Below are 19,901 nucleotides of genomic sequence, written 5' to 3'. Positions count from 1 at the left end.
TCAAGATTAGATTTCCCATAGCGTAAGCTAGTAAGATCCCTTGAAGAACACAAGGTTGATAGGTCAGAGGTGTAAGTGTGGTAACATATTTAGCTGACTGATACTAATAGATCGAGGGCTTGACCAAATTGAAAATGTAATGGAACTTGTATGCAATTTTGAAAGAACATTTTGTTCTTTGAGTAATAGAAGTGCTGAGGAGTAAAGTTTTGTTGGCAAAATCGTAGATTTTGACAAAACTTATATCTGGTTATGATGTGTTTTTGGGTTACACCCCTTCCCATTCCGAACAGGATGGTTAAGCCAATTACAGCTGATGGTACTGCATGGGAGACTGTGTGGGAGAGTAGGTGGTAGCCAGGTTAGTATGGCTCGATAGCTCAGTCGGTAGAGCAGAGGACTGAAAATCCTCGTGTCACTGGTTCGATTCCAGTTCGAGCCACCAAATTAGGCGTTATAGCCAAGTGGTAAGGCCAAGGTCTGCAAAACCTTTATCCCCAGTTCAAGTCTGGGTGACGCCTCCAATTAAGAGCAATTGATTTAGTAATAGACTAGGTTGGTTGCTTTTTTTTTGTTTTCTGAAAATAAAAAAATTATTGAACATTGCATAAAGATAATTCACAATTACAAAAATAAAGTCCACATATATCTAAAAATATGTGGACAACATATGTGAATAAAAAATAAATTGTGGATAAATATTAAAAATCAATTCTTTTTATAATCTTATCTTTAAAGTCAAGCATAACTCTTAGGCCTATAGGTATTGTAATATTAGGATAACTATGCCCAAATGGACAGCCATAGATGATTGGCTTTTTCAATGGAACAAGAAGATTTTCTATTACTCTCTGAAAAGAAAAGTCAAATTCTTTAAGTTTATGATTAACATTACTATAATTCATGTAGCCAATAATAAATCCAGCACACTTATCAAGTCTGTTTGATAGGATTAGCTGAGAAAGCATTCTGTCAATCTTATAAGGATCTTCATTGATATCTTCAAGTAAAAGAATTTTGTCATTAAAATCTAATTCATATGGTGTCCCTAAGCATGAGCATATCGTTGATAGGTTACCACCGGCAAGTTTTCCTATAGCGTTATTATTGTTGTAGGTCTTTAGATTACTAAAATCGAAACTAAATACACCAGGATTATATAATGAATTCAATAAAGAAAGAAAAGTAGTTTTGTCACTGAAATTAGAATTTATCATGGGACCATGAAATGTAACTAAAGATGTTTTATCGGTAACATAATTTATAAGAGCCGTAACATCACTGAACCCATATATAGGTTTAGGATGCTTTAAGATATTTGAGATGTTTATATACTTAAGTATGTTAATAGAACCATAACCACCTCTGAATGCAATAAGAGCTTTGACATCATCATCTAATATTAATGAATTAAAATCTTCAGCACGTTGTTTGTCAGTGCCTGCCAAATAGCCATATCTACAGAATAAATTATCTGCCATCTTTATTTTGAAGCCTAGTTTTTTAAAGCCTGAAATCTCGGTCATCATGTCTGCTTTGCTGTAAGAACCTGCAGGAGCAAAAATACCAATAGTATCACCACTGTTAAAGCTATTTGCTATTATCATATTGCTCACTCCTTATTTACAATTAATAATATTTTATGCAGACTTTTTTTGTTTAATTTCAAAAATAAAAAAGACACGTATTAAAACATGTCTTTTTTATATAGAAGGTAGGCAGCAAATAGACATGCACCGATTGTCATTATCATTATGATACTGAATCCATGAGGGTTGTTTGCTAATGGAAGAGCAACATTCATTCCGAAGATACCACCAATTATAGTTGGTATAGCCATTAATATTGTTACTGAGGCAAGTACCTTCATCACTATATTTAAGTTGTTTGAAATTACTGAAGCAAAGAAGTCCATTGTACTAGCAAGTATGTTACTATATATTTCAGTCATTTCTATGGCCTGTTTATTTTCAATAATTACATCTTCAAGAATATCCTGATCTTCTGCATATCTCTGCATTATTTCAAGTTTAAGCATTTTCTCTAATGTAATTTCATTTGATTTTAATGAAGTAGAAAAATAAACTAGTGACTTTTCAAGACAGTGCAGCTGAATAAGCTCTCTGTTTTTCATTGAATTCTGCAGCTTCTTTTCAATCATTTCGCTCTTTTTATCTATCTGTCGTAAATATAAAAGGAATGATGTAGATACTCTGTTAAGTATCTGCAGAATAAATCTTGATTTTTTAAATGTATAAAATGATTTTATCTTGTTGTTTGTAAAATCATTTAATATTCTGCTGTTCTTTAAACATATAGTTATTATGTAACTGTCTGTATGTATTATGCCCAGTGGGTAAGTATCATAAGTTAGTGAGTTCTCCTCCACTTCTGTAAATGGGATATCCACAATTACAAGAATATGAGAGTTTTCACTTTCTATACGACTTGTTTCTTCATCATCAAGAGGGGCTTTTAATGCTTCCATTGGAATGTTTGTCTTTTTATGTACAAGTATTAATTCTTCTTCAGTTGGTGATATTAAGTTAATCCAGCAGCCGTGTTCTATATCCTTTAATTTTTCTAATGTAGAATCAGCTTCGCTTTTTGTTTTATATATACTAAGCATAAAAATCTCCTAACTAATATTTATTACATATATATATTTTAATGTATTATTATTAGGATATCTACAAAAATTTAATAGGGCTGGCAAAAGTTATAGATTTACTTTTGCCAGCCTCAATTTATTAGTAGAGTAATCTGTTATTATTATAAAATTCACTTTTTACTTCACTTAATAGGTTCTCACTATCAATCATATCAAGACCTGTATAGCTTAAAGCAATACCTGCCTTTATGCACTGGCTGACAGCATAATCTGTTATTGTACAGTCTGCAAATTGTTTTGTACCGTAGTGGATGCTTCTATCTTTACATATGCTTATAAATGGATGTATAACTGGTACCTTCTGGCTTACACAGCCAATACTTAATCCAGCATTAACATTCCTAAAGTCATCTATATTAATTATGCCAGTTTCCTTAAGGTTATTGCAGAATAATCTGCTTAATGTTATGTTTGTAAGCAATTCTTCACTAGGAGATTCATATAATGATATTGAGCAGTTTAAGTTCATAAGATTACATACATAAGAGCATATATTACGAATTTTTTCTTCCATTTGTTTAGCCTTATTTATAGATATAGATCTTATATAAAATTGAGCTTCAGATTCCTGTGGTCTTAACAGAGGTGTTATTCCTCCTTTTGTAATGGCATAATTTACAGTTGTATCTTCTTTTACACTTTTTAGAGCATAATTGAGTATGTCAAAAGTTAAGAGTACTCCGTCTAATGATGTGCAGTTTCCTTCATCAAGAAAACTTAAGCCATTTTTTCCACTGTATTTTATTGATAATGGAATTATAGCTGATGATGTTCCACTTTCTGAAGTAATAAGATCAGGATGAGCAAGAAGAACTACATCCATATCATCATAAACATTCTGTCTTACAAAGGTAGCATTTGTACCTCCTAGGTATTCACCAGGACAGCCGATTACATATACTGATCCATGAAGTTTGTTTATAATGTGGCCAAGGCCAATAGCACCTGTTATTGAAGTCATTGTAAGAAGATTATGACCTGTTATGTGTCCTTCACCTTTTATAGCATCATATTCGCAAATAAAACATATTTTGGGATGACCGCTTCCTTTTGAAGCAAAAAAGGAAGTCTCTATATTCTGAAAGTTGTTTTCTACATCAAAGCCTCTTTCTTTCAAAAAGTCAGATATATAGCTGCATGCTTTATGTTCACAATAACTTTCTTCTGGATTATCATATAAAAACTTATTAAGCTGAGATAAAGATTTTTTTTCTGTTGATAAGTAAGATACTATTTCCTGTTTCATCATTTACCCTCCTAACAAATATTCATAAATTAGTTTTACCTAAAAGCAATAAAATATTTATAATATAAAAAAAATATGGAATATCTTGAGATTTTAAGGAAAGAATCAAAATATATAGATTACTTTGGAGGTGAAAAATTTGAAAAAGATATGTTTTATATGTGGCAAAGAAAAAAGTGGTGGTATAATATTAAAAGACAAATTGATATGTGAAAGTTGCGAAAAGAAGATAGTAAACCTTGAGCCCGGTAATGATTTTTATGAATACTATAAAAACAAGATAAGGGCGATATATAAAGGCAGTAGCGACTACAGAAAAAGAATGGGAGAATAGCTTAAGTGAATAGTATAAGAAACACTATTAAGAATTATCTTGATGAAGATATAGCACCATTTTCTATGCCAGGTCATAAATATGGCAGAGCGTTTAAAGAAAATAGTTTATGCGATAATATTACAAAGTTGATGATAAAGGGAGACCTTACAGAAGTAGATGGACTTGATAATCTTCATGATCCATCAGGAGTTATAAAAGAAGCACTTGATGATCTTAAGAACCTTTATAAAAGCAAGAAATCTTACTTTTTAGTAAATGGAAGTACAAGTGGTAATCTTGCCATGATTTTCGCTGCTTTTAGTGAAGGCGACAAGGTACTTATTGAAAGGGGATGCCACAGATCAATTTTTAATGGAATCATTTTAAGAAAGTTAAGACCTGTTTATCTTGACTATAATTATGATTCTGTTTTGGGGCTTCCTATTTCAAATAACAGTGTTGACGTTATATCACGCATTGAGAATGAAGAAGATATAAAAGGTATAGTGCTTACTTATCCTAATTATTATGGTATATGCTGTGATTTGAAAGCAATAAGTGAAAAATGTAAAGAGAAGAACATACTACTTATTGTTGATTCTGCACATGGAGCACATTTTGGTTTTTCAGGTGTGCTTCCACAGAATGCTGTAAGTCTTGGTGGCGACATAGTTGTAGAAAGTGCACATAAGACCCTGCCAAGTCTTACACAGACAGCATATCTTCATGTTATGAATGAAAATCTTATTGATAACACTGATTTTTATGTTAGTGCTTTTTCAAGTACAAGCCCTTCATATATGTTTATGATGTCACTAGAATATAGCAAGGATTTTCTAAAAAGTGAGGTAGAACTAAAGTATAAGAAGCTGATACATAGAATTGAAAAGTTAAAACAAGAAATAAGTTCGTGTTCATTCCTTAGAATTATTGATAAAGAGTACATAAATAAAAGTGCTGATTTTCCCATATTTGACTATGACAATACAAGAATAGTTATTAATGTTGATAAGGGGCTAAGTGGTCACAAGCTTTTAAAGTATTTAAGGGAAAACAGTGTACAATGTGAAATGAGTGATGAAAGAAATGTAGTGCTGATACCTACACCATTTAATATTGAAGAGGACTATGATAAACTTATAAAAGCATTAAAAAAATGCAGTGAAAGTGATATCAGTGATAAATTAAAGGAAATATGCTACATGAATTCATATGAAAAGGTAATTGAGCCATATGAAGCTTCGTGTGCAGAAAAAATTCTTGTTAATATTGAGGATTGTGAAGGGATGACTGCAGGAGATAATATCGTGCCGTATCCACCTGGAATTCCTCTTGTGGTTATGGGAGAAAAGATTACTAGAAATCACATTGAAACTATTAAGAGACTTTTAAGCAGCGGTGTAGATGTGTTGGGAGTCAATGAAGATAAAATAAAGGCAGTTAAATAGCAAATAGGTGGAGGTTTTTTGTGATGGGCAAAATTTTTTGTCTGCTTGGAAAGAGCAGTTGCGGTAAGGATACTATTTTTAAGGAACTTGAAAAGGAGAAAAGTCTTGATTTAAAGCCAGTAGTTTCTTATACTACAAGACCAAGGAGAAGTCAGGAAACACAAGGACTTGAGTATTATTTTATTGATGAAAATATTCTTGAAGAATACATCAGGAATGGAAAAGTAATTGAAAAGAGAGATTACAATACTGTTAAAGGTAAATGGACATATTGTACAGTAGATGACGGACAGATAGATTTAAAGGATAACAATTATCTCATTATTGCAACGTTGGAATCTTATTCTGCTTTTCAGGAGTATTATGGCAGAGATGTTGTTGTGCCGATTTACATAGAAGTTGATGATGGTATAAGACTTCAGAGAGCTCTTGACAGGGAAAAGATGCAGAAGAATCCAAATTACGATGAAATGTGCAGGAGATATCTTGCAGATGCAGCTGATTTCAGTGAAAGTAATTTAAATAAATGCGAAATATATAAAAGATATAATAATGATGATTTCGAAAAATGTGTTAATGAGATAAAAATGGATATATTGAAAATAAAGTAAAATATAACTTATATAATCTTTATTTGAATTGTGATAGAATATAATTAAATATGGTATAGGGGAGGATGATTATCATGAAATTAATTTTAGCAATTGTTCAGGATGATGATGCATCAGACGTTGTTGATGCTATAACAGAAGCAGGATTTATGGTCACAAAACTTGCTACTACAGGTGGATTTTTAAAGTCAGGTAATACAACACTTATGACTGGTGTTGAAAAAGAAAAAGTTGATGATGTAATTAAGGTTATAAAAGATGTGTGCAGCACTAGAAAGCAGGTAGTAACACCACCAGCTACTATGGGAAGCACTTCATCAATATACATTCCATATCCTATTGAAGTGGAAGTTGGAGGAGCAACAGTATTTGTTGTTGATGTAGATCAGTTTTATAAAATCTAATTTAAATAAAGGAGATGGCAGCATTGAATTTTATAGGACATAATGAAGTAAGAAGAGGATTTGAGAAAAGCATAAAGAGCAATGCGCCATCTCATGCCCATTTAATTATAGGACCTGATGGTATTGGCAAAAGTTTGCTTGCAAAAGAGTGGGCATTAGAAATTTTAGGCAAGACAGAAAATAGGGACTATATTGATATTGTTCAGTATAGAACAGAAAAAGCCTCTTTTGGTGTTGATGATATAAGAGAGGTAATCATTGAAGTTAATAAGAAACCTTATGAATGTGACAAAAAAGTTATAATTATTAATCAGGGTAATAAGCTTACAGTTCAGGCTCAGAATGCCCTTTTAAAAACTATTGAAGAACCCCCTAAGGGTGTATATATTATAATTACATGTGAGAGTGGAGAATTAATTCTTGATACTATAAAGTCTAGATGTCAGGTACATAAGCTTACACCACTCGGGATTAAGGAAATGGATCAGTTTATTATGAGAGATCACAAAGATCTTTCACCGGAGATGAAAAAGACAGTACTTGCTTTTGCAGAAGGAATACCCGGAAAGGTAGATAGGTTCTTAAAAGATGAAACATTTGCTGAGATAAGAAATATGGCAGTGAGTCTACTTCAGGATTCAGGAAGCAAAGAAGCATCTACAGTGCTTAAGTATGAAGAAAAATTAAGTAAACTGAATGATAAAAAAGATGAATTTATGTCAATGATAATATCTTTTGTGAGGGATGTTATTCTTGCTAAGGAATTGAATGAAACACGATTTATTATAAATAGTGATAAGATAGAGGAAATTAAAAAATTAGCGAATGAAATGTCATTCAAGAAGTTAAATGCAATAGTTGATATTGTGTTAGAGACGAAGAGAAACTTTGATAGAAATACAAATGCATCAATCACTTTTGATGTGATGCTTATAAAAATTTTGGAGGTCTAAGGATGATACAGGTTGTAGGAATCCGTTTTAAAAAGGCGGGAAAGATATATTATTTCGGTCCGGGCGAAAATAACATAAAGAAAGATGATTATGTTATTGTAGAAACTGCTAGAGGAATAGAGTTTGGGCAGTGCGTTATCGAACCTAGAAATATTAGTGAAGATGAAGTTATATCACCTTTAAAGCTTGTATTAAGGGTTGCTACTAAAGAAGATATAGAAAAGCATAATGAAAATAAGGCAAAAGAAACAAGGGCTTTTGATATATGTCTAGAGAAGATAGCAGAACATCATCTTGATATGAAGCTTATAGATGTTGAATATACATTTGATAATAACAAGGTTATATTCTATTTTACTGCTGATGGCAGAATAGATTTTAGAGAGCTTGTAAAGAATCTGGCTACTATATTTAAGACAAGAATAGAATTAAGACAGATAGGAGTAAGGGATGAAGCTAAGATGATTGGAGGTCTTGGACCATGTGGAAGACCATTATGCTGCTCAACATTCCTTGGTGATTTTGCATCTGTTTCAATAAAGATGGCAAAGGAACAAAACTTATCATTAAATCCAACAAAGATATCAGGAATATGTGGAAGACTTATGTGCTGTTTAAATTATGAACAGGAAACTTACGAAGATATAAGAAAGAAGCTTCCTAAGACAGGATCTATTGTTGATACTGACATGGGAAAGGGAGAAGTTGTATCAAATAATGTTGTTAAGGAAAGCGTTAAAGTTAAGATTACTAGAAATGACGAAGAAATTGTAGAAGAATATAACATAAAGGATATAAAACTTATATCTGGAAGTTATGAAGATGTAATTGCTGAATCAGATGTTAAGAAGATCAAACTTGATATCGATGATGAAGCAGATAAAAAGCTAGTAAAAGATTTATTTAAGGGCTAAAGAAAAGGGGGCTGTTATCATATGAAATTATCTATTGAGATAGCAAATATGAAAACAAATAAAGATATAAATAATGTAAAATATGCTATTACAGTCAAAGAAGGTATACTTGCATGTGAAGTTAAGGAAAAAAGAGTTGTCAGCATAGTTTTTGACAACTATTCCTTAACAAAAGATGACATAATTGACGCTATAGAAGAAAATGGATATATTGTAACTAATGTGTTATAAAATTTTGTAAAGCACTTTAATTTTTACATGTTACATGATAAAATGGTGGTGGGTTTAATATTATATAAATTTGGGAGGTGTTTATTATGGCATATAAAATACAAGATACTTGCGTAAGCTGTGGATCATGTGCAAGCGAATGTCCAGTAGGAGCAATTTCTCAGGGAGATACTCAATTCCAAATTGATGAATCTGTTTGTATAGAATGCGGAAACTGTGCAAACGTTTGTCCAGTAGGAGCTCCAGTTCAAGAATAATAAATAATTAAAAAGAGGGTGTACAAGCCGTATACCTTCTTTTTTTATACTCTAAATAAATATATAATTTAAAAATAAGTTCATATACAAGATTACATATAATAGATTAGAGATAAGAACTAAGAGAGTAGAGAAAAGGAAGAAACTTCTTGCGGGAGTTTCCAGTCAAAGCATAAGCGAACATACCAAATCAAAGATTTTGCATGTTCGCTTAAAGAATGGGATAAACTCTTTAGGCTTATAACATCAGAGTTTTGGAGGTGAAGCCTCCAGTATAATTTAGAAATCAGCTAGCAAAGCGATGCTGATTTCACCCTGTTCTCTATCTCTTCTCTCATATCTCTAATCTTTTCAAATGTGTTTTATTTTTTAGAATGATTATTTACAGTTAAAAGAATAACTTCAGGTACTTTATTTTCCTTGTGTTCAAGGAAGAATGTATCGCTGTTTGTTTTGTTTACATTCTTCATAGCCATGATGAATTTTTCAAATCCTTCAAGCTTGAATGATAGCATTGGTGTGCTATAGTGCATAGGTATTACAAATGAAGGATTTATTTCTTTTGTTATTTTAGCTGCCTTAGTTCCGTCAATTGTAAAGATTCCTCCTACTGGAATGAACAATAAATCTATGTGTCCTAGCTGCTCTATAAAATCACTACTTAGTTCATGGCCAAGATCTCCTAAATGGCATATTCTGAAACCATCTACATCATAAACAAATATTATATTGTCACCACGTTCACTTCCATTAGATTCATCATGAAAACTATGGTATCCTGTTATATCACAGAAATTGAAAGAGTGTCTTCCCTCAGTATTTACAAGTCTGGTATCTTTCTTTAAGTTGTCAAGACAGTTGTGATCAAAATGATTATGGCTGACAGTAATTATATCGCAGTCACCATCATAAGGTATATATCCTATATCATTTCCGAAAGGATCAGTTAAAATTTTTCTGCCTAAAGATGTGGTAAGTAAAAAAGATGCGTGTCCTATCCATTGTATTTTCATAATTTTTACACCTCCATGAATATAATAATAATTATTACAAATAAAAAAGTAAATATGCATATTTTAATATTAATATGATTTAGATAAACAGATTAAGAAATGAAATGCTAACCATTGATTTAAAGAAAGTATTGATATATAATTAAAGTCAAAGAAAGTCAAAAGTGAAAGCAGGTGATTTTATGGCAAGATTATCAGATGTGATTGAAGAGTTTATTAAAGAACTTTTTGATGATAATGGAAGTAACAATGAGCTGCAGATTCAGAGAAATGAATTGGCAGATAAATTCAGCTGTGCTCCATCTCAGATAAATTATGTGCTATCAACAAGATTTACAAATGAAAAAGGATATCTTATTGAAAGCAGAAGAGGCGGCGGCGGATATATTGTTATAAAACGAGTGGCAAACAATAATTTTGATGATATAAGAAATCTTATTTTTGAAAGTATTGGAGATAGTATAACTTACCATAATTCTGTTATGATATTAGAACATTTGTATGAAATGAATAGAATAACAGAGAGGGAATTTAATATAATTAAGATATCAATTGCAGATAGTACGCTTCAGGGCGTAGAAGATAGAAACAGATTAAGAGCAGAAATGCTTAAATCAATGATACTTGTAATATTATAAAAGCTATTAATGGAGGTAGTATATATGAAATGTGATAAATGCGGAAAAGAAGGTGCTAGTGTTCACATAGTTAAGGTTGTAAAAGGTCAGAAAATTGAAACATGGCTTTGCAGCGACTGTGCAAAAGAAGATCAGGAACTTGGAATGTTAAAATCATTAGGTACTGGTGAAATTTCTGTTGATGAAATGCTAAACGGATTGATCGATTATATAAATGAAGTAAATAATGCAGCACCTAAAGAAGAAAAAAATCTTCAGTGCAGCAATTGTGGGTTTACTTATAATGAGTTCAAGAAGAGTGGTATGCTTGGTTGCAGTGAATGTTATAAATCATTTGAACAGTATCTTGTACCAGGAATTGAAGAACTTCAGGGGAGTAAGCAACATATCGGACATGTTCCTCAGAGAATAGGTAAGAATGTAATATTGAAAAGAAAGATAAAAGAGCTTAGTGAGAAATTAAAGAAGCTTGTAGATACTGAGGAATATGAGAAAGCTGCTGTAGTAAGAGATGAGCTTAAGGTATTACAGGAGAAAGAAAATTAAAAACAGAGGTAAAGAGAATGGAAAATATAATGGATTATAAAGGTATTGAAGGTAAGATGGTGGTTTCTTCTAGAGTAAGGCTGGCAAGAAACCTTAGTAAGGTTCCTTTTCCTGTTAAGCTTGACGAAGAAAGAGCAAATGACATTATAGACAAGGTATTTAATTCATGCAGAGAAGATGAATCTTTAAATTCACTTAAGGATGTAAGGCTTATTGAAAATAAACCTCAGGTTATTGGATGTTTTTTTGAAAAGCATCTTATAAGCAAAGAACTTATTGAAAACTTCAGCAAGACTGCTTTTCTTGTAAATGATGATGAAGATTTAAGCATCATGATAAATGATGAAGACCACATAAGGATTCAGAGTATTGCAGTAGGTCTGGACTTTAAGAGCACATATGATAAGTGCTTACAAGTTGATTCTGCGCTAGAAGAAAAACTAACATATGCTTTTGATGAAAATTTAGGCTATCTTACAGCTAATCCTAGAAATGTGGGAACAGGAATCAGAGGATCTGTGATTATACATCTTCCTGCTATAACAGAAGCTAATCAGCTGAGTCAGGTGACAAAGCATCTTAACGATTTCGGAATGATAATAAAACCTGTTTATATGGAAGATAAGAAATGCATGGGAAATCTTTATCAGATTTCAAGTGAAATCACTATTGGGATGTCAGAAGAAGATATTTTAATAGATCTTGAAGAAGAAGTATTTAAGGTTATGACTAAGGAATTTGCGTTAAGAAAGGTTTCTTTAGATAAAAATAGAATTGCAGTACTTGATAAAGTCTATAGATCTTATGCATTAATACGTTCAGCTATGATAATTAGCTTAAAAGAAGCATTAGATTTGATTTCTAATGTAAGATTAGGCGTAGAAATGGCAATAATAAAAGATGTAGATGTAAATGTGCTTGATAATCTTGTTATGAGGATACAGCCTAATAATATAAAATTATTAAGTGACAGCAAGAATTTTACTGATAAACAAATAGATATAGAAAGAGCAAAACTTATAAGAGATACTCTTAATGAAAACAAATAGGAGGAATTATATTGATATTTGGTAGGTATAATGAGAGGGCACAGCAAGTGCTGTTAAAAGCACGAGAGTACTCTCAGAAATTAAAGCATAGTTATATTGGAACAGAACATATTCTTTTAGGACTTATATCTACAGAAGGTCCAAGCAAAGTTATTCTAACAAACTATGATATAACGGAAGATAAGATTATAGGAAGAATAAAAGAGTATATAGGAGAAGGTGATATTAATTATATGTTGCCTGAAGTTCCTCTTACTCCAAGAGCAAAGAGACTTCTTGATAATGCAATGAATAAAGCAGGCAGCTTAGGTCATAATTATATATCACCAGAGCATATGCTACTTTCACTTATAGGAGAAAAAGACAGTGTTGCGTACACTATACTAGGTAATCTTGGTGTCAATTTTGATGAACTTAAGGAAGCAATAATCAATAATTTTAATGGTATTGAGCCTATAGAAAATTCAGTAAGCACTGTTAAGAAGAATAAAAAGAATGATAATAAGACTCCGAGTCTTGACAGGTATGGTAGGGACCTTACGGCTATGGCTAAAGAGGGTAAGCTTGATCCTGTTATTGGCAGAGAAAAAGAAACTGAAAGAGTTCTTGAGATACTTTGCAGAAGAATCAAGAATAATCCTTGTCTTATAGGAGAGCCTGGAGTTGGTAAGACTGCCATAGCAGAAGGACTTGCTCAGAAGATAGTAGAAGGAAAAATTCCTGAGATCTTAAAGGAAAAAAGAGTTGTATCTTTAGATATTGGATCACTTATCGCAGGAGCAAAGTATAGAGGTGAATTTGAAGACAGACTTAAAAATGTTATGGCTGAAATAAAGTCAGCAGGAAATATTCTTCTATTCATCGATGAGATTCATACAATAGTTGGAGCAGGTGGAGCAGAAGGTGCTATAGATGCTTCAAATATCATGAAACCATCTCTTGCAAGAGGTGATATACAGTGTATAGGTGCAACTACTATAGAAGAATATAGAAAGTATATAGAAAAAGATTCTGCACTTGAGAGAAGATTCCAGCCTGTAATGGTAGGAGAACCAACAAAGGAAGAAACTCTACTTGTACTTAAAGGCTTAAGAGATAAATATGAGGCTCATCATGGAGTAAAGATTACAGATGAGGCTTTAAATGCTGCAGTTTCTTTATCAGACAGATATATATCAGATAGATTTATGCCAGATAAAGCAATTGATTTAATAGATGAAGCTGCAGCAAAAGTCAGGATAAAAGGTTTTACTACTCCACCTGATCTTAAGGAAATAGAAGATGGTATTGAAAGAGTGACAAAAGAAAAAGAAGATGCAATTTCAACTCAGAATTATGAGAAGGCGGCACTTTTAAGAGATAATGAACGTGAACTTAAAGATAAGCTTGATTCCATGAAGAATATCTGGGCAACAAAGAAGAGTACAATAACTCAGAATGTACTTGAATCAGATGTAGCAGCTGTAGTATCAGCATGGACTAATATTCCTGCGCAGAAGCTTACTGAAACTGAATCCGAAAGACTTTTAAAGCTTGAAGATACACTTCATAAGAGAGTAATTGGACAAAGTGAAGCTGTTAAAGCTGTATCAAGAGCAGTAAGAAGAGCAAGAGTAGGACTTAAAGATCCAAAGAAGCCAATAGGATCATTTATATTCCTCGGACCTACAGGCGTAGGAAAGACAGAACTTTCTAAAGCACTTGCTGAAGCTATGTTTGGTAGAGAAAAGGATATAATAAGATTTGATATGAGTGAGTACATGGAAAAGCATGCAGTTTCAAGACTTATTGGTGCCCCTCCAGGGTATGTTGGATATGATGAAGGAGGACAGCTTACTGAAGCAATAAGAAGAGCACCTTATTCAGTAATTTTATTTGATGAAATTGAAAAAGCTCATCCTGATGTATTTAATGTACTGCTACAGATACTTGAAGATGGTCGGCTTACTGATGGCAAAGGCAAAACAGTTAACTTTAAAAATTGCATTATAATAATGACTTCCAATGTTGGTGCACATAGCATTAAAAAACAGAAGAGTATGGGCTTTGCAATAAGTGAAAATGAATCAGAAACTGAATATGAAAAGATGAAGGAAAATGTTATGGAAGATTTGAAACATACATTCAGACCTGAGTTCTTAAACAGAATTGATGATATCATTGTATTCCATAAGCTTGAAGAAAAAGACCTTATGCAGATTGTTGACCTTTTAATCAGAGATGTGAACAAGAATCTTGAAAAGATGAAATTATCACTTAAGCTAGATGAAAAAAGTAGAAAGTATCTTGTAAAGAAGGGCAATGACTTAAATTATGGTGCAAGACCTTTAAAGAGAGTTATTACAAAAGAAATAGAAGACCAGCTTAGCGAAGAATTACTAAGTGGAAATATAAAAAGTGGTGATGATATTAAAATCACTATCAAAGATGATAAGTTGAAATTCATTAAATTAAATGAAGAAATTTCAAATGAAGTTTTAGAATAATATAATAAGATAAGATTATACTATAAATAAAAGAACTGTCTAAAGCGTAGTCGGTTTGTTAATCCAGGTTATATGAAGATCTGTATTAGAAGAGATTATGAGCATAGATAGTTCTTTTTTCAATATGTGATTAAAATCAATTTTTACCATAGAATGTTGCGATATAATTTGTATAGCTTATAATTAAATAATAGTTTTGCCTCAGATTAGAATTTTATTCTATGAAGGGAAAATATTTGACAATATTTTTGACTGTGCTATAATAAGTACTAAAATACCCCCTGGGGGTACAAAAGATTCCTGATTGTATAAAGGAGGAAAAATCTTGAGTAAAAAAGTTAATGATATAGATTTAATGATTATAGGTGCAGGGCCTGCAGGACTTACAGCAGGAATATATTCTTCAAGATCTAAGGTTAATAGTCTTATTCTTGAAGATGCTATAGTTGGAGGACAGGTAAAGAACAGCTATACTATAGAAAATTATCCTGGCTTTAAGGAAGTAGAGGGTTCTGAACTTGCTGACTTAATGCAGCAGCAGGCAGTTAGCCTTGGCGCAACTATCGATGAGTTTGATATGATTGAAAAAGTAAGCTTAAGCAATGAAAAAAAGATTATTGAAACAAGCAGCTGTATTTATAACGCTAAAACCGTAATTATTGCAACTGGTGCTCAGCCTAAGAAGCTTCCAATTCCAAGTGAAGAAAAGTTCTCTGGCAAGGGAGTTCATTATTGTGCTGTATGTGATGGGGCAATGTATGAAGGAAAAGTTATTGGAGTAGTTGGAGGAGGAAATTCAGCACTTGAAGAAGCACAGTTCTTATCTAGATTTGCTGAAAAGGTTCTAATTATTAGGAGACATGACTACTTTAATGGAGAGCAGAAGAGGGTTGATGAAGTTGAAGCAAACCCTAAAATTGAAATAATGTATAATTATGATCTTGTTGATGTTAATGGTGATAACTTTATGGAATCTGCTATAATAAGAAATACAAAAACAGGAGAAGAAAAAGAAATTGAAATGAAGGCTGTATTTGGGTATATAGGGACAAAACCAAAAACAGATTTATTTAAACAAGATATAAAATTAGATAAACAAGGATATATTATAACTGATGAAAACATGAACACAAATGTTAGAGGTGTATATGCGGCAGGTGATGTAAGAGCGAAGAGATACAGACAAATTACTACAGCTGTATCTGATGGAACAATTGCAGCGCTTGAGGCTGAAAAATATATTCTTGATAATAAATAAAAATATAGGGAGATGAAGTTAAATTATGTTTAAGGAAATACATAATGAAAAAATGGAGTTTAAAACTCTATTAGATGGGCAATGGATAAATAGTGAAACAAACAATTTAATAGAAATAAAATCGCCAGTTGATGGCAGCCTTATTGGTAAGGTTCAGGCCATGAGCAAAGAGGAAGTTGATAAATCAATTTCAAATGCAAAAGAAGCTCAGAAAAAATGGAGAGATACACCTGTACATGAAAGAGCAAGAATACTTTATAATGCAGCACAAATCCTAGAAGATAATGCTGAAGAAGTTGCTGATATTCTTATTAGAGAAGTTGCAAAAGACAGAAAATCTGCTATGTCAGAAACACTTAGAACTGCAGATCTTATAAGATTTACAGCAGATGTTGCCAAATCTGTTCAGGGTGAAAGTATACCTTCAGATAGTTTCCCTGGATTCAATAGCAATAAGATATCTATAGTTAAAAGAGAACCACTTGGTGTTGTTCTTGCAATATCACCATTTAACTATCCGATAAATCTTGCAGCTTCAAAAATTGGACCTGCGTTAATGGGTGGAAATACAGTAGTATTAAAACCAGCAACTCAGGGAAGTATTTCAGGATTATATCTTGCAAGAGTATTTGAAAAAGCAGGAGTTCCTAAGGGAGTTCTTAACACTATTACAGGAAGAGGAAGTGAAATTGGAGATTACTGCGTAACTCATAAGAATGTAGATTTCATAAACTTTACAGGAAGTACACAGATAGGACAGAGGATTTCTGGATTAACTACAATGAAGCCAGTACTAATGGAACTTGGTGGTAAGGATGCTGCTATAGTTTTAAGTGATGCTGATCTTGATCTTGCAGCTAAGAATATAGTTGCTGGAGCTTATTCTTATTCAGGCCAAAGATGTACTGCCATTAAGAGAGTTCTTGTAACTAATGATGTTGCAGATGAACTTGTAGCAAAAATAAAAGCACTTGTTGAAAAACTTACTATAGGAAATCCACTAAAAGAACAAGTTGATATTGTTCCATTAATAGATAACAAGTCAGCAGATTTTGTTGAAGGTCTTATGAGAGATGCTGAAGAAAAGGGCGCAACACTTGTAATAGGTGGAAGGAGAGATGGAAATTTAGTATATCCAACTCTATATGATAATGTTACTACTGATATGAAACTAGCGTGGGAAGAACCATTTGGTCCAGTGCTTCCAGTTATAAGAATAAAAGATAAGGATGAAGCACTTAAGATTGCTAATGAATCAGAATATGGATTGCAGTCATCAGTATTTACTAGTAATATGAATGATGCATTCTATATTGCAGAAAAGCTTGAAGTTGGAACTGTTCAGGTAAATAATAAAACTGAAAGAGGTCCAGACCATTTCCCATTCCTTGGAGTTAAGGCATCAGGTATGGGAACTCAGGGAATCAAGTATTCAATTGAATCTATGACAAGACCAAAAGCTATTGTTTTAAATATACAAAGATAATAAGAATAAAGGACCGCTGCATTTTGTAGCGGCTTCTATATAATATATTTAAATATAAAGGAGATATGTACTATGGTTAAAGTATACTCTACAAACGTATGCCCTTGGTGCGTAAAAGCAAAGGATTATCTAAAGTCAAAGGGAATAGAATTTGAAGAATTAAATGTTCAAGAAGATATGGCAGCTAGAGAAGAAATGGTTGCTAAAACAAAGCAAATGGGAGTTCCAGTATTAGATATTAACGGAACATTTATTGTAGGATTTGATAAGCCAGCAATTGATAAGGCATTAAATCTATAATACATAAAAATAAAAAGCAGCACAGGATTTTAAGTCTTGTGCTGCTCTTTTTTTATGTGTAGCAAATTGCATTGAAAAAGGTAAAATTTTATTAGATTTTAAAAGATAAATTCTAAATTATTTTAATGTTGAATATGTTTTTGGAGTGTTTAATATTAAGCGGAACTTTTATTTTTTAAAATTTCAAAATATATATTGCATTTATTGAACAAAAGGAGTATCATTTTAATAAAATATCAAATAAAAGAATAATTTGTAAAAAACAATGATAGGAAGAGTACTTAAAGTAATAGTTTTGAGCGAGGGAGTTATGGTGAGAGTCTCCTAATGAAAGCTTTAATGAAGAACATCCTTGAGCATCCAACCAAAAGCTGTTTTAGCAAGTAGACTTGGACGGGAATATTCGCCGTTAAAAGAATAGAGCAATCAACAGTGTTGCTTATTTGAGATGATTTTAAGTAATGTTCTTAGAATTAATTAGGGTGGTACCGCGAATGAAATATATCGTCCCTATATCATACGAAAGTGTGATATAGGGGCGTTTTTTTATTTAAATTTTATTTATGTGGTTTCTTACATCCAATAGTAAACTGTTGATAATTGAACTCTTGTAAGAAATGTCAATGATCATTATTAAAGAGTGATTTATCAATAGTTTTAATTTTATAAGAAGAATCCTTTAATTTATGTAAGCATCATTGTTGATTTAGCTCAGGCAGTAAGCAATAAAATTTTAAGGAGGATTTAGAATATGGAAAGAGTATATGTAAAAGATCTATCATCAAAAAAAGATGGAGAAGAAGTTTTACTTAAGGGCTGGGTTCACAAAATTTATAATCTTGGACACATAAGTTTTGTAAGACTTCGTGATAAGACTGGAATTGTACAGCTTGTTTTAACTCATGAAGAGACTTGCAAGCTAAGACTTGAAATGTGTATTGAAGCTGAAGGAGCAAAAGTTTCAAATACAAAAGCTATTAATGGTGTAGAAATACAGGTTACATCTTTAAAGGTAATTGGTAAAGCTTATTATGATGAGCTTCCATTTGAAATTAATAAAAAAAATATTGATGCAAGCCTTGAAAGTCAGCTTGATCATAGAGCGGTAAGCTTAAGAAATATGAGAATAAGAGATATTTTCAAGATTCAGGAAGAAATACAGTATGCTTTTAGAGGGTATCTTAAAGAAAGAAACTTTACAGAGATTCACACACCAAAGATTATAGCAAGTGGTACTGAAGGTGGTAGTGAAATGTTTACTGTAGACTACTTTGACCACAGAGCATTTTTAGCACAGAGCCCTCAGTTTTATAAGCAGATGATGGTGGGAGCTGGATTTGAAAGAGTATTTGAAATCGGGCATGCATATAGGGCTGAACTTCACAACACATACAGACATCTAAACGAGTATGTAAGTATGGATTTAGAAATGGCATTTATTAAGAATGAGGAAGATATAATGGAACTTGAAGAAGGTTTCATAAGGTACTTGTTTAAGCATCTTAATAAAACTTGCAGTAGAATACTTGGAGAATATGATTCAAAGCTTAATGAGGATGTTAAAATACCGAGAATCAAAATAAAAGATGCTCAGGATATAATACTAAAAGAATATGGTAAAAGGTCTCCTATAGGCAACCTGGATAATGAAGGCGAAAAGCTTATTGCAAAATATGTTAAAGAAAAATATGATAGTGATTTTGTATTTTTAACTAAGTATACAAGATCAAAAAGACCGATGTATACAATGCCTGATGATGAAGATAATGAAACAACAAGAAGCTTTGATTTAATCTATAAAGGGCTGGAGATTACTACAGGTGGACAGAGAATACACGATTATGAAGAACTTGTTGAAAATATTAAAAGATTTAACATGAAAACAGAAGAATTTGAGTTTTATACTAAAAACTTTAAATATGGTATGCCGCCACATGGAGGATTAGCAATAGGTCTTGAAAGGCTGACAATGAAGATTTTAAATCTTGATAATATAAGAGAAGCATCACTGCTTCCAAGAGATATGAAGAGAATTACACCTTAGGAATGTAAAATAATTAGAAGTTTTAAAGAG

At 32.1% G+C, this 19,901-nt stretch carries 20 protein-coding genes, 2 tRNA genes, 2 rRNA genes and 1 other annotated feature; of the genes, 20 read left to right on the top strand and 4 right to left on the bottom strand.

Annotated elements, in window-relative coordinates; all coding sequences use genetic code 11:
* The 4 genes from FYJ33_RS03570 to FYJ33_RS03555 form a co-directional block, all read left to right on the top strand.
* Nucleotides 1-127, top strand: a 23S ribosomal RNA gene (locus tag FYJ33_RS03570); the annotation flags it as partial.
* Nucleotides 128-245: 118 nt separating this feature from the next.
* Nucleotides 246-363, top strand: a 5S ribosomal RNA gene (rrf, locus tag FYJ33_RS03565).
* A gap of 6 nt (nucleotides 364-369) precedes the next feature.
* Nucleotides 370-445, top strand: a tRNA-Phe gene (locus FYJ33_RS03560).
* A 5-nt stretch (nucleotides 446-450) separates the two neighbouring features.
* Nucleotides 451-524, top strand: a tRNA-Cys gene (locus FYJ33_RS03555).
* 177 nt (nucleotides 525-701) lie between these two features.
* On the opposite strand, the gene FYJ33_RS03550 is transcribed toward FYJ33_RS03555, so the two are convergent.
* From FYJ33_RS03550 to FYJ33_RS03540, 3 genes are all read right to left on the bottom strand, one after another.
* Nucleotides 702-1,607 carry a S66 peptidase family protein gene (locus FYJ33_RS03550; protein ID WP_154530392.1) on the bottom strand — a complete coding sequence of 302 codons (906 nt, stop codon included), beginning with the start codon at nucleotides 1,605-1,607 and terminating at the stop codon, nucleotides 702-704.
* Between the two features lie 80 nt (nucleotides 1,608-1,687).
* Entirely contained in the window at nucleotides 1,688-2,629 is a 942-nt protein-coding gene (locus tag FYJ33_RS03545; RefSeq protein WP_154530391.1) for a magnesium transporter CorA family protein, read from the bottom strand.
* A gap of 121 nt (nucleotides 2,630-2,750) precedes the next feature.
* On the bottom strand, nucleotides 2,751-3,917 hold the full coding sequence (locus tag FYJ33_RS03540) for a zinc-binding metallopeptidase family protein (protein ID WP_154530402.1): 1,167 nt from the start codon (nucleotides 3,915-3,917) through the stop codon (nucleotides 2,751-2,753).
* A 139-nt stretch (nucleotides 3,918-4,056) separates the two neighbouring features.
* Here FYJ33_RS03540 and FYJ33_RS03535 point away from each other — a divergent pair, with 139 nt between their 5' ends.
* The 8 genes from FYJ33_RS03535 (at nucleotide 4,057) to FYJ33_RS03500 (ending at nucleotide 9,051) form a co-directional block, all read left to right on the top strand.
* Complete coding sequence (locus FYJ33_RS03535; protein WP_154530390.1) at nucleotides 4,057-4,251, top strand: sigma factor G inhibitor Gin; 195 nt, start codon at nucleotides 4,057-4,059, stop codon at nucleotides 4,249-4,251.
* Between the two features lie 5 nt (nucleotides 4,252-4,256).
* The gene (locus FYJ33_RS03530; protein ID WP_277643265.1) at nucleotides 4,257-5,681 is read left to right on the top strand and encodes an aminotransferase class I/II-fold pyridoxal phosphate-dependent enzyme; all 1,425 of its coding nucleotides are present in this window, start codon (nucleotides 4,257-4,259) and stop codon (nucleotides 5,679-5,681) included.
* Between the two features lie 23 nt (nucleotides 5,682-5,704).
* Nucleotides 5,705-6,292 (top strand): nucleoside/nucleotide kinase family protein, encoded by a 588-nt coding sequence (locus FYJ33_RS03525; protein WP_154530389.1) that lies wholly within the window; start codon nucleotides 5,705-5,707, stop codon nucleotides 6,290-6,292.
* A 74-nt stretch (nucleotides 6,293-6,366) separates the two neighbouring features.
* The gene (locus FYJ33_RS03520) at nucleotides 6,367-6,696 is read left to right on the top strand and encodes a cyclic-di-AMP receptor (protein ID WP_154530388.1); all 330 of its coding nucleotides are present in this window, start codon (nucleotides 6,367-6,369) and stop codon (nucleotides 6,694-6,696) included.
* Between the two features lie 23 nt (nucleotides 6,697-6,719).
* Nucleotides 6,720-7,649 carry a DNA polymerase III subunit delta' gene (locus FYJ33_RS03515; protein WP_235900758.1) on the top strand — a complete coding sequence of 310 codons (930 nt, stop codon included), beginning with the start codon at nucleotides 6,720-6,722 and terminating at the stop codon, nucleotides 7,647-7,649.
* 2 nt (nucleotides 7,650-7,651) lie between these two features.
* Complete coding sequence (locus tag FYJ33_RS03510; protein WP_154530386.1) at nucleotides 7,652-8,563, top strand: PSP1 domain-containing protein; 912 nt, start codon at nucleotides 7,652-7,654, stop codon at nucleotides 8,561-8,563.
* Between the two features lie 21 nt (nucleotides 8,564-8,584).
* Entirely contained in the window at nucleotides 8,585-8,794 is a 210-nt protein-coding gene (locus tag FYJ33_RS03505; protein ID WP_154530385.1) for a ferredoxin, read from the top strand.
* 86 nt (nucleotides 8,795-8,880) lie between these two features.
* On the top strand, nucleotides 8,881-9,051 hold the full coding sequence (locus FYJ33_RS03500; protein WP_154530384.1) for a DUF362 domain-containing protein: 171 nt from the start codon (nucleotides 8,881-8,883) through the stop codon (nucleotides 9,049-9,051).
* A gap of 362 nt (nucleotides 9,052-9,413) precedes the next feature.
* Here FYJ33_RS03500 and FYJ33_RS03495 read toward each other — a convergent pair whose 3' ends face one another.
* Nucleotides 9,414-10,064 (bottom strand): MBL fold metallo-hydrolase, encoded by a 651-nt coding sequence (locus FYJ33_RS03495; protein ID WP_154530383.1) that lies wholly within the window; start codon nucleotides 10,062-10,064, stop codon nucleotides 9,414-9,416.
* A 182-nt stretch (nucleotides 10,065-10,246) separates the two neighbouring features.
* On the opposite strand from FYJ33_RS03495, the gene FYJ33_RS03490 reads away from it, so the two are divergent.
* From FYJ33_RS03490 to aspS, 8 genes are all read left to right on the top strand, one after another.
* Nucleotides 10,247-10,702: a CtsR family transcriptional regulator gene (locus FYJ33_RS03490; RefSeq protein ID WP_154530382.1), complete on the top strand. Its 456-nt coding sequence runs from the start codon at nucleotides 10,247-10,249 to the stop codon at nucleotides 10,700-10,702.
* Between the two features lie 24 nt (nucleotides 10,703-10,726).
* Nucleotides 10,727-11,248 carry a UvrB/UvrC motif-containing protein gene (locus tag FYJ33_RS03485; protein WP_206046600.1) on the top strand — a complete coding sequence of 174 codons (522 nt, stop codon included), beginning with the start codon at nucleotides 10,727-10,729 and terminating at the stop codon, nucleotides 11,246-11,248.
* 17 nt (nucleotides 11,249-11,265) lie between these two features.
* Complete coding sequence (locus FYJ33_RS03480; RefSeq protein WP_154530380.1) at nucleotides 11,266-12,297, top strand: ATP--guanido phosphotransferase; 1,032 nt, start codon at nucleotides 11,266-11,268, stop codon at nucleotides 12,295-12,297.
* An 11-nt stretch (nucleotides 12,298-12,308) separates the two neighbouring features.
* Nucleotides 12,309-14,783, top strand: a complete 2,475-nt coding sequence (locus tag FYJ33_RS03475) for an ATP-dependent Clp protease ATP-binding subunit (protein WP_154530379.1) — start codon at nucleotides 12,309-12,311, stop codon at nucleotides 14,781-14,783.
* Between the two features lie 325 nt (nucleotides 14,784-15,108).
* Nucleotides 15,109-16,041 (top strand): thioredoxin-disulfide reductase, encoded by a 933-nt coding sequence (gene trxB / locus FYJ33_RS03470; protein WP_154530378.1) that lies wholly within the window; start codon nucleotides 15,109-15,111, stop codon nucleotides 16,039-16,041.
* Nucleotides 16,042-16,066: 25 nt separating this feature from the next.
* Nucleotides 16,067-17,527 carry an NADP-dependent glyceraldehyde-3-phosphate dehydrogenase gene (locus FYJ33_RS03465; protein WP_154530377.1) on the top strand — a complete coding sequence of 487 codons (1,461 nt, stop codon included), beginning with the start codon at nucleotides 16,067-16,069 and terminating at the stop codon, nucleotides 17,525-17,527.
* A 72-nt stretch (nucleotides 17,528-17,599) separates the two neighbouring features.
* Entirely contained in the window at nucleotides 17,600-17,827 is a 228-nt protein-coding gene (locus tag FYJ33_RS03460; protein ID WP_154530376.1) for a glutaredoxin family protein, read from the top strand.
* Between the two features lie 256 nt (nucleotides 17,828-18,083).
* Nucleotides 18,084-18,342 (top strand) — a binding site (T-box leader).
* Nucleotides 18,343-18,578: 236 nt separating this feature from the next.
* Nucleotides 18,579-19,871 (top strand): aspartate--tRNA(Asn) ligase, encoded by a 1,293-nt coding sequence (gene aspS / locus FYJ33_RS03455; RefSeq protein ID WP_154530375.1) that lies wholly within the window; start codon nucleotides 18,579-18,581, stop codon nucleotides 19,869-19,871.
* Nucleotides 19,872-19,901: the final 30 nt, after the last annotated feature.

Origin of the sequence: Inconstantimicrobium porci (assembly GCF_009696465.1) — a bacterium.
In the GTDB taxonomy this organism is placed as follows: domain Bacteria; phylum Bacillota; class Clostridia; order Clostridiales; family Clostridiaceae; genus Inconstantimicrobium; species Inconstantimicrobium porci.
The sequence above is the reverse complement of the archived record's forward strand: the minus strand, read 5'-3'. Positions and strand labels throughout refer to the sequence as shown.

Coding starts and splice junctions, on each gene's coding strand:
- FYJ33_RS03490 (WP_154530382.1), top strand. CDS start 10,247: ATGGCAAGATTATCAGATGTGATTGAAGAGTTTATTAAAGAACTTTTT.
- FYJ33_RS03510 (WP_154530386.1), top strand. CDS start 7,652: ATGATACAGGTTGTAGGAATCCGTTTTAAAAAGGCGGGAAAGATATAT.
- FYJ33_RS03550 (WP_154530392.1), bottom strand. CDS start 1,607: ATGATAATAGCAAATAGCTTTAACAGTGGTGATACTATTGGTATTTTT.
- FYJ33_RS03495 (WP_154530383.1), bottom strand. CDS start 10,064: ATGAAAATACAATGGATAGGACACGCATCTTTTTTACTTACCACATCT.
- FYJ33_RS03505 (WP_154530385.1), top strand. CDS start 8,585: ATGAAATTATCTATTGAGATAGCAAATATGAAAACAAATAAAGATATA.
- FYJ33_RS03465 (WP_154530377.1), top strand. CDS start 16,067: ATGTTTAAGGAAATACATAATGAAAAAATGGAGTTTAAAACTCTATTA.
- aspS (WP_154530375.1), top strand. CDS start 18,579: ATGGAAAGAGTATATGTAAAAGATCTATCATCAAAAAAAGATGGAGAA.
- FYJ33_RS03460 (WP_154530376.1), top strand. CDS start 17,600: ATGGTTAAAGTATACTCTACAAACGTATGCCCTTGGTGCGTAAAAGCA.
- FYJ33_RS03500 (WP_154530384.1), top strand. CDS start 8,881: ATGGCATATAAAATACAAGATACTTGCGTAAGCTGTGGATCATGTGCA.
- FYJ33_RS03525 (WP_154530389.1), top strand. CDS start 5,705: ATGGGCAAAATTTTTTGTCTGCTTGGAAAGAGCAGTTGCGGTAAGGAT.
- FYJ33_RS03540 (WP_154530402.1), bottom strand. CDS start 3,917: ATGAAACAGGAAATAGTATCTTACTTATCAACAGAAAAAAAATCTTTA.
- FYJ33_RS03520 (WP_154530388.1), top strand. CDS start 6,367: ATGAAATTAATTTTAGCAATTGTTCAGGATGATGATGCATCAGACGTT.
- FYJ33_RS03480 (WP_154530380.1), top strand. CDS start 11,266: ATGGAAAATATAATGGATTATAAAGGTATTGAAGGTAAGATGGTGGTT.
- FYJ33_RS03545 (WP_154530391.1), bottom strand. CDS start 2,629: ATGCTTAGTATATATAAAACAAAAAGCGAAGCTGATTCTACATTAGAA.
- FYJ33_RS03485 (WP_206046600.1), top strand. CDS start 10,727: ATGAAATGTGATAAATGCGGAAAAGAAGGTGCTAGTGTTCACATAGTT.